Source organism: Bordetella muralis, assembly GCF_965139205.1.
In the GTDB taxonomy this organism is placed as follows: Bacteria; Pseudomonadota; Gammaproteobacteria; order Burkholderiales; family Burkholderiaceae_B; genus Bordetella_A; species Bordetella_A muralis.
Window position 1 is genome coordinate 21,957 of the sequence record NZ_CBCSIU010000014.1, and the last position, 15,559, is coordinate 37,515.

The window sequence follows — 15,559 nt, forward strand, 5'->3', positions numbered from 1 at the left end:
GCCAGGGCTGATACGTGATATTTCCAGCACGCATCAGCCCGAGCCGACAGAGCGGACCGGCGTTAAACTAGGGGGTTCCAATCTCTTTGAGTGCCCCTCATCACACATGGCCCGAGTCCGCAGTTCCGCCTCCCCCCGCCTGAATCGTGACGCGTCGCGTTTGGCCTCGTTCGCCCTATCATTGAGCCGCTCCGGCAGCCGCTTGGAGGATCTGTATTGGGAAAATCTGCTGTCCGAGGCGATTTCCAAACTGTTGCGCAACAGCCAGGATGCCGCGCTGGAGGCTGCGCTGGACCATCTTTCGCAACGCGATGTCGGCGGCTATGAGGTTTTGATCGAACAGGCCGAGACCCTGTCCGAATCCATGCAGATCGACAAAGACGGTCAGCGTTATGACGTCTTGTTGATTGTCATTCCTATCGCCGCCTGGACACGCTATGCCATTCCGACGGGAGCCATTCCCGCAGCAGCCCAGCAAACGCTGCTGGCCCAACTGCATGGGCATATCCTGGCTGAGGGAACCCGCGCAGTGCTGATGCCGAATCTGGTGAGTATCGACCAGATGCCGCGGACCTTTTCGGAAACGTGGCACTGGATGCAGCGCCTGGGCAACCAGGCATTGGATACCGAAGCGCTCCAGCCTGCCCTAAATACTGAGACCGAGCCCAACAATATGTTGGCTGACACGAGATATGTGGTCGGCGCGGTGGCGGTCCCGGAACGAGCACCGATCTTTCGCTGGCAGGAACATGCCGGAGACGATGCCTATAACCGCGAAGCCTGCCTGGCAAATTGGGTGGCGCAGGCGCAGCCCTCGCTGGCGACCTTGATGCCCGGCTGCGGTATCGAATGCCTCTTGCCGGACGCCTATTACATCAGCAACCGCGAAGCCGATCGCCGCGTACGGCCGTTGTCGTTGCGCGCTGCCATCAACTGGCTCGAAGGCGCCGTGAATGTCAGCGCCTCGGATTTGCGAGCGGTGATTGCGGGCTGTGGCGAGGGCCATATCGATGAATACCGCATCGGGTTCACTCTGCGCAACAGCAACGATGTGTACTACGGGTGTGTCTGGCCTATCTATGGCCGTGAAGACGACCCGCAGGAGGACGAGAATCAGCCGGCGCTGATCGACGAGATCGCCGCGCTGCTCAAGGAATACGGCGTGCACGAAGTACGCCACATTCCTGGCGCCCATCCCGCGGAATACTGCGAAGACTGCGGTGCGCCGACATTTCCCAATCCCCTGGGAGAATTCGTACACGCCGAATTGCCCGAGGACGCCGACACCACCCCCGCCAAGTTCCACTGAGCGGACCAGCCATGCAGGCCGATATTTTCTGCCGAGTCGTCGACAACTACGGCGACATCGGGGTCTGCTGGCGGCTGGCGCGGCGGATGGCGCAGGGACACGGGTGGTCGATACGGCTGTGGGTTGACGATCTACGGGCCTTTGCCCGCATCCAGCCCGGCATCACGGCCGAGGCGGGTTGGCAGACGTTTGACGGCATCGACGTTGTGCACTGGACGCCTGAGCCTCCTGACCTGGAACCAGGGAACGTGGTCATCGAAGCCTTTGCCTGCGATCCGCCCCCTGCCTTCGTGCAGGCCATGCGGCAGCAGCTGCAAGACGGCCAGGCACAACCGCCGATATGGATCAATCTGGAATATCTCAGCGCAGAGCCGTGGGTCGAGAGCTGTCATGGTCTGCCATCGCAACGTCCTGACGGGTTGACCAAGTACTTCTTTTTTCCCGGATTCACGCCGTCCACGGGCGGACTGCTGCGCGAGCCGGGGTTAAGCGCCGAGCGCGATGCGTTTCAGGCCTCTCGCGATCAGCAAGAAAGTTTTCTCCGCGCTCTGGGGTTGGGCGATGATGCTTTGAAGCACTGGCTTACCGGGGCCCGGCTGGTCTCGCTATTCTGTTACCCCCAAGCGCCGATAGCCGCACTGGTGAAGGCGCTGGCTGACGATGCCCGCCCCTCCTTGTTGCTGGTGCCAGAAGGCGTGGCGCCGAGCCTGGAGCAGACGCTGGCACCTGGCGAACACGTGCGGATCGCCCGGGTGCCATTCGTCCCGCAGCCGGATTTTGATCGCCTGCTGTGGTGTGCCGATCTGAATTTTGTTCGTGGCGAGGATTCGTTCGTACGCGCCGCCTGGGCCGCGCGTCCGCTGGTGTGGCAAATTTATCCTCAGGAAGAGAACGTGCATCTCGAAAAACTCGAGGCCTGGCTAACCCGGTATCCCGCCCCTGCCGAGGCCCAGGCGGCCATTCGCGCCTGGAACACCCCTCTGCATACCGAGCGCGCCGTACTTGACGATCCGGCTGCTGCCTCGCTGGTGGCTGATCTGAGCATATCCAAGGCATCTGCCGCCCTCAGGGCCTCCCTGCTCTCTCCCGCCTGGGCAAACTGGCAAGACGCCGCCCGCGACTGGGACGCCGCGCAGGCTGCCCGTCTCGATTTAGGGGACAGCTTGGCTGAATTTTGCGCAAAATTATCCAGGAAACGCTAGAATAGAGAGTTTTCCGAGTTACCTCTGCCCGCGCATGTTGCGTCGAGCCAGGCCTCGACTTTGACTGCCTCCCGGGGCACGCAGGGCCGCCCGTATCGGACCCTCTGCGCGCAAGCACGGCGAGTGCGCTATATCACCCGGAGTTTTTAATCAATGAAAACCGCTCAGGAATTGCGAGTCGGCAACGTGATCATGGTCGGCAAGGATCCCCTCGTGGTCCAAAAGGCCGAGTACAACAAATCTGGCCGTAACGCCGCCGTCGTCAAGCTGAAGTTCAAAAACCTGCTGACCGGCTCGGCCAGCGAATCGGTCTACAAAGCCGATGAAAAATTCGACGTCGTCATGCTCGAGCGCAAGGAGTGCACCTACTCGTACTTCGGCGACCCCATGTATGTCTTCATGGACGAAGAGTACAACCAGTACGAAATCGAAGCCGAAAGCATGGGCGATGCGCTGAATTACCTCGAAGAAGCCATGCCCGTGGAAGTCGTCTTCTACGACGGCCGTGCCATCTCGGTCGAGCTGCCCACCATCCTGGTCCGCGAGATCACCTACACCGAGCCCGCCGTCCGTGGCGACACCTCGGGCAAGGTCCTCAAGCCTGCCAAGATCAACACCGGCTACGAGTTGAACGTGCCGTTGTTCTGCGCCATCGGTGACAAGATCGAAATCGACACGCGCACCAACGAATACCGTAGCCGCGTCAACTGATCGCCTGGGCGGCCCGCCCGCCCTGTCAGCGGCAGTATTCCGACGGCGCCTGCGGGCGCCGTTTTACTGTCGCGCTACTATCACTCTCATGGCACTCAAAGTATTCGACCTGCAATGTGATCAAGGCCACCTTTTCGAGGGCTGGTTCAGTTCGCACGAAGACTACGACACGCAACAGGCACGCGGATTGCTCACCTGCCCGATGTGCGGATCCGCCACGATCACCAAACGGCTGTCGGCCCCGAGGCTGAATGTCTCGCACCTGAGGGCACCTGCAGCGCTGGCCATGGAATCCGCCAAGGCAGAGCCTTCGGCGACGACCTCGTCAGGTGGCACGCCAGCGCCCGCAGAGTCCGAGGCCTCGCCCGTCGCGAGCGACGATCCAGCCGCCATGGCTCGCCTGCAAGCGGCCGTGTTGCGGGAAATCCGCAAGGTCATTCGCAATACAGAAAACGTCGGCCCCCGCTTTGCCGAGGAGGCCCGCCGCATTCATGCCGGTGATGCAGAGGATCGTCCGATCCGAGGCACTGCCACGCCTGATGAACACCGAGCCCTGAGTGAAGAGGGCATCGACATCATGCCGCTGCCCGATTTTCTGGATGACGATCGGCTGCAATAGCTGGGCAAGGGTCGTTTTCCCGATGGCGCGTGCGATCGCGCGGCCCTGAGCCCTGATGAGGGCCGGTCGCCCTAACCTGCCGGCCACAGCGTCACAATCAGCTAGACAGCTCCGAAGGCCAACCTGGGCACGGCCTCCAGCAAACGGCGCGTCGTTTCATGCTGAGGTGCATGCAGCACGGCATCGGCCGTGCCGTTTTCGACGATACGTCCGTCATGCATGATCGCAATGCGGTCAGCCAGGTATTCAACGACGCCAAAATTATGCGTGATGAACAGATAGGCAATGCCCAACTCTGCCTGCAGCTCGCGCAACAGATCCAGAATCTGCGCCTGCACCGACACGTCCAGCGCTGAGGTGGGCTCGTCGCAGATCAATACTTTAGGTTCGACCGCCAGGGCGCGCGCAATGGCGATACGTTGGCGTTGCCCCCCCGAAAACTCGTGTGGGTAACGGCTGGAGGTATCCCCCGGCAGCCCCACTCGTTGCAGCAGATGCTGTATGCGATCTCGTCGCGAGGACGGTGACATATCGGGGCGTAACGAGGCGATGCCCTCGTCGAGAATATCCCCAACGCGCATGCGTGGATCGAGCGAAGCAAAAGGATCCTGGAACACGATCTGAATGTCCTGCCTCAAACGGCGCAATTCACGCCGGTCGACGTGCAGCAGATCACGGCCGTTAAGCAAGGCGCGGCCCTCGATTTTTGCGCCATCGATCAAACGCAACAAGGCCTTGCCTGTCGTCGTCTTGCCGCAGCCCGACTCGCCCAGCAATGCGAGCGTCTCGCCTGCGCGCAGGCTAAACGTCACGCTATTGACCGCCTGTACCCACGAATCGATACGGCGCAGCAGGCCTTTGCGCACGGGGTAGTGCACGAGCAGATCCTGCACCTCCAGCACGACGTCATCCGACTGATGCAGATGGGATGATTCCGGTGCATTCGAGGCCGCCGCCCCCGCCAGCGGCCGCCCGCGCTTTTCAAAGGTGGGAATCGCGTCAAACAACTGACGCGCATACGGATGTTTCGGCCGCTCAAAGAACACGTCTGCGGGAGCGCTTTCGACGATCTCTCCACCGCGCATCAACGCGACGTGTTTGGCCACATTGCGCACCACCGCCAGATCATGGGTAATCAGCAATATCGCCATCCCCATTTCGCGTTGGATGTCAGCAAGCAGATCCAACACCTGGGCCTGTACCGTAACGTCCAAGGCGGTCGTAGGCTCATCGGCAATCAGCAGCGTCGGCTCGGCTGCAAGCGCGATGGCAATCATGACACGCTGCTTCTGCCCACCGGAGAACTGGAATGGGTAATCATCGATCCTGCGCTCAGGCTCGGGAATGCCCACACGACGCAACCAGTCAATGGCCCGCGCGCGGGCGGCGGCACCACGCAAGGGAGTATGTGCCATTAAGGTTTCCAGTATCTGGTCGCCTATGCGCATCACCGGATTCAGACTGGTTGATGGCTCTTGGAAAATGATGCCGATACGGCCGCCACGTACCCCTCGCATCTCGCTTTCGGGCAGCTGATTCAGGTCCATGCCGTCGAGCGCAATCTGTCCGCCGACGATACGTCCTGCGTCGGGCAACAAACGCAGCAACGCCATCGCGGTCATACTTTTGCCGCAACCGGACTCACCTACGAGCGCAAAAGTCTCGCCGCGCTCGATGGCAAGCTGTAAACGTTTGACGGCATGGGTCAGGCCGGTCTCGCCGTCAATCGCAACATCCAGGCCGTCTACGGCCAGCAACGTATCAGCGGCTGCGTTCATTGTGCGGCCCCCTTCTCTGCTTTGGGTGCGCCCAGTTTCTTTTTCAACCATCCTCCCGGACGATAGCGCCGCGCACGCGGGTCAAAGGCTTCACGCACGGCATCGGCGAACAGATTGGCGGACAGCACCAATGCCAGCATGAAAATGAAGGCCGTCAACAGATTCCACCACACCATCGGATCACGCGACATTTCCAGGCGCGCACCATCGATCATCGATCCAAACGAATTCATGCCGGGATCCACGCCTATGCCCAGATAAGACAAGACGGCTTCGTATAGCACCAGGCCGGAGAATTCCAGCACGACCGTGATCAACACGATGTGCATGACGTTGGGCAACAGGTGACGGCGCATGATGCGCCAATGCGACACGCCAAACGCCCGCGCTGCCTGCACGTATTCAAGCTCGCGCAGTTTCAAGGTTTCCGCGCGCAACAAGCGGCACAAACCCGACCACCCTGTCAGCCCGAGGATCATGCACAACAAGAACAAGCGCAAATCCGCACGCGCTGCCGACGTATCGAATAAATCGGGATGCGTGTCGATATATACCTGCATCATCAGCGCGCAAGCAGCGACCAACAGCACACCTGGAATAGACGTCAGCGTCGTATAGATGTACTGAATGGCGTCATCGACTTTGCCTTTGAAATAACCCGCTGCCAATCCGAAACCAATCGCCGGAGGCAGCATGGCCAAGGTCGTCAAACTGCCGATCACCAATGCCGTGCGTATGCTTTTGAGCGCCTGCCACAACACATCGTTGCCCGTGCGGTCCGTGCCGAACACGTGATAACCACTGGCCAGACCGACGATGGCTCCGGCGCAAAGGCACAGCACCGCATAGGTCATCCACATCGCGCGCCACGGGAGCTCGGTGCGGCCGCAAGCCACGTCGGCAAAGGTTTGCCGCCATCCGCCATACGATCGAGACAGTACCCCGACGAGCACAAGCCCGCCCAACAGCACAGCCACAGCGCCACCTGCCAACCCCCACGCCAGGCGCCGCAATACATCGCCCGTCAACTCAGTCTCGGGATTTTCCAAATGCGCGCCGCCACTGCGCAACCGCGGAAAGTCACGCAACGGACGGCCATCGATCAATTCGGTTTCTTTGGTGAACTGACGCGCGGCGAGTGGGCTTGAATAGGTTTTTTCAGGGCGCGTCAGTACAGTGCCGTGCAGCAGACCATCTAACGCCGATTGCACAGCAGGCGCGTATATCGGTGGCGCATCGGCTGCGGCCCCTGGTGCAGGCGGCAACTGTGGCCGATAGTGAATGGAATCCAGCACCCCGACAACGACGAACGCCAGCAATACAACCGCAGAACTCATTGCCGGTGCATCACGCGCCACCTTGGCCCATGTCGCACGCAGCGTCGGGCTGCGACGCACGCGCCACACATAAAACAGCACCGCAGCCACCAGCAGAAACAGCGCAATATCCGTCCACAGAAATACGAACTTTGGCATGGCGGTCACTCGAAACGTACGCGGGGATCAGCCAGCGTATAAGAGATATCGGCCAAAATCAGCCCGACGATATACAGCGCAGCGCCCAGAAAGACCATGGCCCGCACGATGGAAAAATCCTGCGCATTGATGGCGTCGATGGTGTAGCTGCCCAATCCGGGAATCCCGAAGAACGACTCGGCGATCAGACTGCCCATGAACAACAAGGGAATAGCCGACACCGTCCCCGTCAAGATCGGCAGCATGGCATTACGCAACACATGACGAAACAAGACTACGCGCTCGGTCAGACCTTTGGCGCGTGCGGTGCGGACGTAGTCTTTGCCGACTTCTTCCAGAAACAAGGCGCGATAAAAGCGCGCCTCGGGTCCCAAGCGCGACACCAGAGCGACGAGCACGGGCAATGCCAGGAATTTGATCATGTCCAGCCCACCCGAAAAGCCGGAATAAGGCACCAGCCGCAGCAACTTTGCGAACAACCACTGCCCTGCAATGATGTAAAACAAGCTGGATATCGACAGCAATATCACACACAACACCACGCCCCAGAAATCCAGTCGCGTCGCCCGGAAATACACCAGCAGCAACGAGAACACCACGCTGACAAACAAGCCCAGGAAAAACGTCGGAATCGCCAGCGCGAGGCTGGGACCCATGCGCATGCGGATCTCTCGGCTGATATCGCGCCCCGCATCCGAGGCGCCGAACTCCATGGTCAACAACGGCACCGAGCGCTGATAGAAGACCGTATCGGTCAGTTGCTGCGTTCCGGCGGCTTGCGTATTAAAAAACAGCGGCTTGTCGTAACCATGCTCGGTCTTCCAGCGGTCGATCGCCTCCTGGCTCACGCGTTGGCCGCCGATAGCCAGACGCGCCATATCGTCAGGCGTATTCACGGCAAAGAACAGCACAAAGGTCAACAGGTTCACCCCGATCAGGATCAACACCCCGTATAGCAGGCGGCGAATCACATAGCCGATCATGATTGGGACTCCTTGGATGCCTGCACAGCCGGCGTGGCCGGCCGAGACCCGAATGCGGTTTGCCGCTCACGGCGTTTCAAGGCAACATAAGACGGCCAGATAGCCAGCACTACGACAATCACCAATAACCACAACGGCCACCAGCGTGGCGTATTCCATTCGTCGATTTTGCTCACCCGCAATGCCGGATCGATTTTGATGTACTGCAGGATGTTGCGCACCATCTGCGTGGGTTTGGCATTACCGACCCATTGTTGATACGCCCCGCCCGACATGGGAAAGTAGCCGAACATCCACGGTGCATCCCGTTGCACGATGGCTTGCATACGATCGATGACGGCGACTTTTTCGGGACCGTCGTCCAGATATTTCAGTTGCTCGAATAGCCGATCGAATTCGGCATTGGTATAGTTGGCCGCGTTCTCGCCGCCATGCTTGGCCTTGCCGTTCGGGCCGTATAACAAGAACAGAAAATTTTCGGCATCGGGATAGTCCGCCAGCCAGCCCCAGAGAAAAATCTGCGCGGCCCCGCGCTGCATTTTGTCCTGAAAACGGCCATAGTCCGTCGACCGTATGTCCAGCTGGATGCCGATCTGCGCCATCTGGCGGCGCATCCAGTCGAACATCGGGTTGGATCCGCCACCGGTCATGGCGTCGTAATACAAGATCAAGGGCGCGCCCGTTTGCGCATTGCGGCCATTCGGGTAGCCGGCCTGGGCGAGTAATTGTTTGGCCACCTCGAGCGATTTGCGTTTGGGCTTGCCGTCGACGACGTCATAGACCTCGCGGTTGATGCCCTCGGGCGGCTCACGGTAGCCGAGTACGCCCGGCGGCACAGGCCCATTGGCCGCCACCGCCTGATCGTTTTCAAAGACCGCGATGTACTCTTCCCAGTTGAACGCAATACTGATGGCCTGGCGCAACTTGCGGTTTTTTTCCTGTTGCTCGGGGGTATCTCCCTGACCGACAACGGGATCCAGCCAATTGAACCCCATGTACCAGATCGAGGTCTCGATGGTCGTGGGCAACTGGATGCCATGATCGCGATAGGTCTTGGCCTTGTCGGGCGAGTCGCCCGCAGCCACCAGCATGGCCACGCCGATTTCGCCGCGCTCGACTTGCGGGATATCGTAATAGCCTTGCATGAATTTGCCGGTCAAAGGCAAAGCCTCTTTTTCGATGTTGAAGACGATATGGTCCAGGAACGGCGTGGGTTTGCCGCAATCGGCCAGCAGGCCACGCGCCTGGTCTGTGGGTTCGCCTTCGCAGGGGTACGGCTCGCCTCGAAAATTTGGGTTGCGCGCCAGCACATGGCGGCGGTTTTGAAGCGACTCCACCAGCATGTAGGGGCCGGTCCCTGCCGGCCACGTATTCAACGACAAATCGTGCGCGGCCATGCCTGGCTGGCTGTAAAAGCGATCCGCTTCCCAAGGAATAGGCGCGGTAAATGTCATTGCCAGCCAATATTTGAACTGCGGATATTTGCCCTTGATACGGATGCGCAAGGTGTGGTCGTCGACCGCCTGCACGCCCTCGAACCCGTCATCCTCGCGCAGGTCCAGCCAGGGCAGATCACGTTGCCCTGCCGGCAGCGCCTTGCGCAATTCGGCATCGCGTTGCCGCAAGCGTTTGCCGTAGTCCTGCATGCCGATGACGTAATCGGCCATCAGGGAATAAATCGGAGAAGCCACCCGTGGGCTGGCTAAGCGCCTGAATGCATATACATAGTCGTTGGCGGTGAGCTCCCGGGTGCCGGTTTTGGGAAAATCCGTCAGGTAAAACTTGTCGTCCAACTCACCTGGCCGCAACGGAAAATAGCTCTCGCTGCCGTCAGGTTCGCGGGCGAACGCCGGGTGCGGCTGAAACCGAATGCCAGGCCGAATCGGAATGTCGTAAACGCTTTCCGCAATTTGCTCTCCCGGCGCGTCCACGGGTAGCACGTTCCCTTGTGCATCAAGATAGCGCGGCGGCGTGATCTCTGCCGCTGCACGCGGGATCAATTCGTACGGCCGCTTCAGATACTGATATCCATAGAGCGGCTCGTAGATGTTGTACGTAAAGGGGGTTTCGTCGTTGGAATACGAGCGGGCGGGGTCCAGATATTTGGGCGACTGCCTGACAAACGCCGTATACAGGGTGTTTTCGGACAAGTCGCCGGTTTCATAAGGGCTGTTAATGGGGTCTCGCGTACATCCCGTCAGGGTAAGTACCGACACCAGTATGACCATCGACATCCGCTGCAGCCATGCACCCATAAACCGTTTCCGTGTAATGTCCCGTTCAAGCCTTGGGGCACAGCATAGCAAAGGTCGCGGCCGAGTCCTGCCTTAATAGCCGTGGGATCAGCGATAACCCTTGCTATCACGGTTCTGATGGCCCGACTGCATCAGGTCCGGAAACGTTGCCGGCTCAGGGAGTATCGCAGCGCTGATTACGCCAGCATTCGTAGCGCCATTTCCAGGGCTCGGTGGGCCCGCCTTGCGCCCAGAGACCCAGGCCGGCCTGCCGCGCCTGTTGTTGCAGGCCCGGCATCGCGGCGTCATTCAGATAATCGCCACGGCGCGCGGTATAGGCCCAGGCATAACCCGAGGTGACCATCACGCGATTGGCCGAATTGCCATCTGGCAACATCAACGCACACACATCGCGGTCGAACTGGTCTTGTCGATAGCATTGCGCTGTCAGAGTCTTGCCCCCGACCAGTTTGTCCAGATACCGCTGCGCGGCCTCGGCATAGGGTTGACCGGGCTCCTGCGCGCTATGGCCGGCCTCGGGGGCATCAATACTATCGAGCCGAACACGATGCGATTTGCCGTTGACCGTCAGCGTGACGGTATCGCCGTCGGCGACCTTGCTCACCACGCCGTGCAGGGTATAACGGCCCGCGGGCACCGCACTGGCGCCTGAGCTTGCCGGCCGAGTGGTTGCAGGCGTGGGCGCCCGTTGAGCCCCCGCGGAACCGCTGGAGGACTGGACCTGCTGGCCGGACGCGGATTGACTGGCAGGCGTGTCCGCGGGAGGACTGTCTTGGCCGCCCTGAAACCAATGAACCACCACGGCCGCGATCGCAATGCCGAGAACGCTGCCCAGTTTGCGGCCAATGCCACCAAAGGAAAACTGCCTACGCAAGATGGAAATATCCTGAAAAAAACAACGCCATGCAGTTTGCCATATTCAGGCCTCGGAGGTCTGCCTGGACAGTGTCAAATTGAGCACCAGCCGCCGTGGCAGTGATCCAGGAAAACCCGTGCCGGCAATGCTCGGCACAGAGGACCAGCCTATAGCCCTACAGCCACCCAGACTTACGGAACCGCCAAAACAACACCGCGCATGCAGTAGCGATACCCAACAACGTCAGCGGATATCCCCAATGGGACTTGAGCTCCGGCATGAACTCGAAATTCATCCCGTAAATCCCCGCGACGGCTGTCGGCACCGCCAGGATGGCGGCCCAGGCGGCCAAGCGCCGAGTGATGTCGTTCTGCTGCGTTTGCGCAATCATCAGGCTGGCTTCAAAGGCAAAGGCCAGAGCCTCACGCAATCCATTGATCAGTTCATCGACGCGCAGGACCCGGTCCGCCACGACAGCAAAATACGGCCGTGCGTTGACGTCGACGTTGGACATATCCATGGTCGCCAAGCGGCGGCAGATTTCCGCCAACGGAGCAATGACCGTATGAATGCGCAATAAATCGCGGCGCTGCCGATAGAGTTTGCGAATATCGGAATCCTTGGCGCCACGAATCATCAATTTTTGTTCCGCACCCTCGACGACGCTCTCGAGTGCGGTGGCGGCAGTAACATAGCGATCAATCAGCAGATCGAGCAATTCAGAGGCCACATGGTCACTGCCACGCCGCAGCAGGTCCGGGGCGGACTCCAGACGCTCACGCAGCCCGCTATGCGTCGCGAGCGCGCCGCGCCGCACGGTGACCAAAAATCCGCGCCCGATGACGATCTGAGTCTCGCCAAAACTCGGCCGGCCATTCTCGACCTCGACGGTGATCGCCACGATCAGGACACATTGGCCAAAATCGATGATCTTTGGCCGGCGGTGTGTCTCCAGCATCTCGTCGCGGGTCTTGGGGCGGATACCGAGATCGTCCGCGACCTGGCGCAACAATTCGGGATCGGGATTGCGCAATCCGATCCACAGCAGGTTTTCCGGTTGGCAGTTGTATGACTTGATCTCGTCCAGGGGCACGTCATGGGAACGCTCCCCTTGTACATACGCCACCGATGCCACCACCCCGCTTTGTGGCGGAGAAGGAGTGGGTTCTTTGTGCGACACGCAAACCTCCGCTGTTGCAGGCCCAGACGTGCAGGGACTCAAAGCGCTCGCCAGGGCAATCAACGCATGATAGCTCAGCTGAACAGCTTGCGAACCCGTTGCGCAATATCGATGCGCGGCGCAGAGTCGACCGTTCGCACCCCTCGTCCGAACGGCAGGTCCTCTAGCGAGGGAGGCTTTGGCAGTGACTCGAACAAGGGCAATAACGATTCAGGAATGAAACGGGTGCGAGATCCGTACACGTGCCGATCGCCCAAGCCGGTTTGCTGATGCACGTAGAACCGCTGCGGCACGATCAATTGCAATTGTTCTTTCGCGCGCGTCATCGCCACATAGAGCAAACGCCGTTCTTCTTCGATTTCATCGCTGGTGCCGGTGCTCATGTCAGAGGGGATGCATCCGTCCACCACGTTCAACACAAATACCGATTTCCATTCCTGCCCCTTGGCTGAATGGATCGTGGACAAGATCATGTAGTCCTCGTCGCGCAACGGCGGACCGGATTCGGCGCTGGTCGCATCGGGCGGGTCCAGCGTCAACTCGGTCAGAAAGCGCTCGCGGCTGCCGTAGCCGGCGCCGATACGCGCCAACTGATCCAAGTCGGCCTTGCGCACGCGCGCATCGTCATACAAGCGCTCTAGTTGCGGGGCGTACCAGCGCAGCGCGGTGTCCAGATCCGTCGGCCAACGCTGCCCAGGCGCCCGTAACGCGGCATAGGCGTCCACAAAGGCCTGCCAGTCCGCTTTCGCTGCCGTCCCGGGCTTGAAGTCCCTGAGCACGGCCATAGGATCGGCGGCGTCTGCCAAGGCATCCATCAACCGGCCCGCGATCGCGGGCCCGATGCCGGGCAGCAATTGAGCAACCCGGAACCCGGACAGACGGCTGCGGGGATTTTCCGCCCACCGCAGCAATGACAGGACGTCCTTGATGTGGGCGGCCTCGAGAAAACGCAGCCCCCCGAATTTCACGAACGGGATATTGCGACGCGTGAGCTCGAGCTCGAGCGCCGCGCTGTGATTCGAGGCTCGAAACAAGGCGGCCTGCGATTTCAGTGTGGCGCCCGCCTCGCGATGCGCCAGGACTTGATCGGCGACCCAACGCGCCTGGCCGGCCTCGTCGCTCACCGTGACTAGTGCGGGGCGGCTGGTGGACTCTCGATCGGTCCAGAGGTTTTTCGTGAAGCGTTCGCTGGCCAGATCGATCACGGCATTGGACGCATCCAGAATCGTCTGCGTCGAGCGATAGTTGCGATCCAATGTGATGACATGCGCAGGCTGCGCGAATTGCGAGGGGAAATCCAGGATATTGCGTACGGTCGCCGCGCGGAAAGAATAGATCGATTGCGCATCATCGCCGACGACAGTCAGGCCCCGGCCATCCGGTTTCATCGCCAGCAAAATAGCGGATTGCAAACGATTGGTGTCCTGGTATTCATCGACCAGCACATGATCGAATCGTGCGCCGACATCCTGGGCCAATACGCTGTCCTGCATCATCTCGGACCAATACAGCAGCAGGTCGTCGTAATCGAGAACCTGTTGATCTTGTTTGGCCTGCACATAGGCGGCAAATAAACGCTTGAGCTGATCCTCCCACTGCGCACACCACGGGAAGGCGTGTTTCAACACCTCGGCCACAGAGGCCTGGCTGTTGACGACGCGCGAATAGATGGCCAGGCAAGTGCCCTTGAGCGGGAAACGCTCAGCGGTGGCCGACAATCCAAGCTCATGACGCACCATGCCCATCAAATCCTCGGCATCGCCCCGATCATGAATCGTGAAGTTTTCAGACAGGCCAATGCGGCTGGCGCAATCGCGCAGCAGCCGCGCGCCGATGCTGTGAAACGTGCCGGCCCAGGGCAACGAGGGGGCCTGCTGCGTGCGATGCAGTTTCATCACCCGCTGCAAGACCTGGCCCACGCGGCGTTCCATCTCCATGGCCGCGCGGCGCGAAAAGGTCAGCAACAGCATGCGCTGGGGATCAGCGCCGTTGACGACCAGATGCGCGACGCGATGCGCCAGGGTGCTGGTTTTGCCCGAGCCGGCGCCCGCAATCACCAGCAAAGCGGGCGCGTCCGGCCGCCCCACGCCGAATTCCGCGGCCTCGCGCTGGGCGGGATTGAGGTCGGATAGATAATCGGAGTCAGCAGCCATGAGGGAAAAATAACTGTATATTCATACAGATAATAACGGATCTTTCCTGTTACTGCCCACCGCGACACGTCCCGCGCCCCACCATGTCTATCCTCACTGGCACCGCATCCTGGACCGACCCGACGCTATTGGCGTGCGGCCGCTTTTACCCGCCGGACGTGCGCACGCCCGAGGCGCGTCTGCGCTATTACGCCAGTCAGTTCAAGCTGGTCGAGGTCGACGCCACGTACTATCGCCTGCCCGATGGCCGCACCGCGCATGCATGGGCCACACGCACGCCCGACAACTTTGTCTTTCATGCCAAGGCGTTTCGCCTGTTTACCGGACACCCGGCGCCCGTGCGGGACTTGCCTGCTGACATTCAACGCGAACTCGATGTTTCGCCCACGGTGTTCTATCACCAATTGCCTGCGGAGCTGCAGCGCGAACTGTGGCAACGTTTTCTGGTGGGCCTGGAGCCGCTGCGGATGGCGGGCAAACTGCGTGCCATCCATTTTCAATTTGCGCCCTGGATACAGAGAAACCCTCGCGGGACCGCACTGTTGCACGAATGCGAACGGCACATGCAAGAGCATCTGATGGCGGTGGAATTTCGCCATCGTAGCTGGTTTGAAAATGCCTCGGCGAGCGCGTGGACGCTGGATTTACTGCGCGATGCAGGTATGGTGCACACGGTGGTCGATGCGCCGCAAGGGTTCAACAATACGGTCCCTGCGGTGTGGGCCAGTACGCATCCCGAGCTGGCCGTGTTGCGATTGCATGGGCGCAATACGGCTGCATGGAACAATACTAGCGGTGCCTCCTCAGGCCGTTTTCAATACGAATATTCGCCAGAGGAACTCGCGGATCTGGCGCAACGGCTGAAGCGTTTGGCGGAGCAGGTGCGTAGCGCTCATGCGGTGCTGAATACCAACTATCAGGACCAGGGGATGCGTAACGCGGCGGGGTTGGCTGCCGCATTGCGTATTCATCAGTGAATTACGTGGGGCTTTAGTTGGCCGTGAAGTAAATAACGCGGTTTTTTAGCGGGGCAAGACG

The 15,559-nt window shown here is 60.2% G+C and carries 12 protein-coding genes; 5 read left to right on the top strand and 7 right to left on the bottom strand.

All coding sequences use genetic code 11. The features are described 5' to 3' along the window. Positions 1-106 precede the first annotated feature (106 nt). From ACNA0I_RS18520 to ACNA0I_RS18535, 4 genes are all read left to right on the top strand, one after another. A complete protein-coding gene (locus ACNA0I_RS18520; protein ID WP_415807498.1) occupies positions 107-1,309 on the top strand; it encodes a DUF2863 family protein in 1,203 nt (400 codons plus the stop codon). An 11-nt stretch (positions 1,310-1,320) separates the two neighbouring features. Beyond that, complete coding sequence (gene earP, locus ACNA0I_RS18525; protein WP_415807499.1) at positions 1,321-2,511, top strand: elongation factor P maturation arginine rhamnosyltransferase EarP; 1,191 nt, start codon at positions 1,321-1,323, stop codon at positions 2,509-2,511. 153 nt (positions 2,512-2,664) lie between these two features. Next, positions 2,665-3,222, top strand: coding sequence for an elongation factor P (efp, locus tag ACNA0I_RS18530; RefSeq protein WP_415807500.1), 558 nt, complete (start codon positions 2,665-2,667; stop codon positions 3,220-3,222). Positions 3,223-3,310: 88 nt separating this feature from the next. Then, positions 3,311-3,841 carry a DUF1178 family protein gene (locus ACNA0I_RS18535; RefSeq protein ID WP_415807502.1) on the top strand — a complete coding sequence of 177 codons (531 nt, stop codon included), beginning with the start codon at positions 3,311-3,313 and terminating at the stop codon, positions 3,839-3,841. Positions 3,842-3,942: 101 nt separating this feature from the next. Here the strand turns inward: ACNA0I_RS18535 and ACNA0I_RS18540 are convergent, their stop codons facing one another. From ACNA0I_RS18540 to ACNA0I_RS18570, 7 genes are all read right to left on the bottom strand, one after another. Continuing rightward, a complete protein-coding gene (locus ACNA0I_RS18540) occupies positions 3,943-5,619 on the bottom strand; it encodes an ABC transporter ATP-binding protein (protein WP_415807503.1) in 1,677 nt (558 codons plus the stop codon). After that, a complete protein-coding gene (locus ACNA0I_RS18545) occupies positions 5,616-7,094 on the bottom strand; it encodes an ABC transporter permease (protein ID WP_415807504.1) in 1,479 nt (492 codons plus the stop codon). The genes ACNA0I_RS18540 and ACNA0I_RS18545 overlap by 4 nt, the downstream gene beginning before the upstream one ends. A gap of 5 nt (positions 7,095-7,099) precedes the next feature. Beyond that, positions 7,100-8,077: an ABC transporter permease gene (locus ACNA0I_RS18550; RefSeq protein WP_094822352.1), complete on the bottom strand. Its 978-nt coding sequence runs from the start codon at positions 8,075-8,077 to the stop codon at positions 7,100-7,102. Further along, positions 8,074-10,332 (bottom strand): ABC transporter substrate-binding protein, encoded by a 2,259-nt coding sequence (locus tag ACNA0I_RS18555; RefSeq protein WP_415807505.1) that lies wholly within the window; start codon positions 10,330-10,332, stop codon positions 8,074-8,076. Before ACNA0I_RS18555 ends, ACNA0I_RS18550 begins: the two co-directional genes overlap by 4 nt. A 154-nt stretch (positions 10,333-10,486) precedes the next feature. Continuing rightward, positions 10,487-11,206, bottom strand: a complete 720-nt coding sequence (locus ACNA0I_RS18560) for a thermonuclease family protein (protein ID WP_415807506.1) — start codon at positions 11,204-11,206, stop codon at positions 10,487-10,489. Positions 11,207-11,363: 157 nt separating this feature from the next. Further along, positions 11,364-12,368 carry a magnesium and cobalt transport protein CorA gene (locus tag ACNA0I_RS18565; RefSeq protein WP_415807507.1) on the bottom strand — a complete coding sequence of 335 codons (1,005 nt, stop codon included), beginning with the start codon at positions 12,366-12,368 and terminating at the stop codon, positions 11,364-11,366. 74 nt (positions 12,369-12,442) lie between these two features. Next, positions 12,443-14,521, bottom strand: coding sequence for an ATP-dependent helicase (locus ACNA0I_RS18570; protein ID WP_415807509.1), 2,079 nt, complete (start codon positions 14,519-14,521; stop codon positions 12,443-12,445). A gap of 83 nt (positions 14,522-14,604) precedes the next feature. Here ACNA0I_RS18570 and ACNA0I_RS18575 point away from each other — a divergent pair, with 83 nt between their 5' ends. Then, complete coding sequence (locus ACNA0I_RS18575; RefSeq protein ID WP_415807510.1) at positions 14,605-15,498, top strand: DUF72 domain-containing protein; 894 nt, start codon at positions 14,605-14,607, stop codon at positions 15,496-15,498. The last annotated feature ends 61 nt before the right edge of the window (positions 15,499-15,559 follow it).

Bases quoted from the DNA above. Each gene is read 5' to 3' on its own strand.
- ACNA0I_RS18520 (WP_415807498.1), top strand. From the start codon at position 107: ATGGCCCGAGTCCGCAGTTCCGCCTCCCCCCGCCTGAATCGTGACGCG.
- earP (WP_415807499.1), top strand. From the start codon at position 1,321: ATGCAGGCCGATATTTTCTGCCGAGTCGTCGACAACTACGGCGACATC.
- efp (WP_415807500.1), top strand. From the start codon at position 2,665: ATGAAAACCGCTCAGGAATTGCGAGTCGGCAACGTGATCATGGTCGGC.
- ACNA0I_RS18535 (WP_415807502.1), top strand. From the start codon at position 3,311: ATGGCACTCAAAGTATTCGACCTGCAATGTGATCAAGGCCACCTTTTC.
- ACNA0I_RS18540 (WP_415807503.1), bottom strand. From the start codon at position 5,619: ATGAACGCAGCCGCTGATACGTTGCTGGCCGTAGACGGCCTGGATGTT.
- ACNA0I_RS18545 (WP_415807504.1), bottom strand. From the start codon at position 7,094: ATGCCAAAGTTCGTATTTCTGTGGACGGATATTGCGCTGTTTCTGCTG.
- ACNA0I_RS18550 (WP_094822352.1), bottom strand. From the start codon at position 8,077: ATGATCGGCTATGTGATTCGCCGCCTGCTATACGGGGTGTTGATCCTG.
- ACNA0I_RS18555 (WP_415807505.1), bottom strand. From the start codon at position 10,332: ATGGGTGCATGGCTGCAGCGGATGTCGATGGTCATACTGGTGTCGGTA.
- ACNA0I_RS18570 (WP_415807509.1), bottom strand. From the start codon at position 14,521: ATGGCTGCTGACTCCGATTATCTATCCGACCTCAATCCCGCCCAGCGC.
- ACNA0I_RS18575 (WP_415807510.1), top strand. From the start codon at position 14,605: ATGTCTATCCTCACTGGCACCGCATCCTGGACCGACCCGACGCTATTG.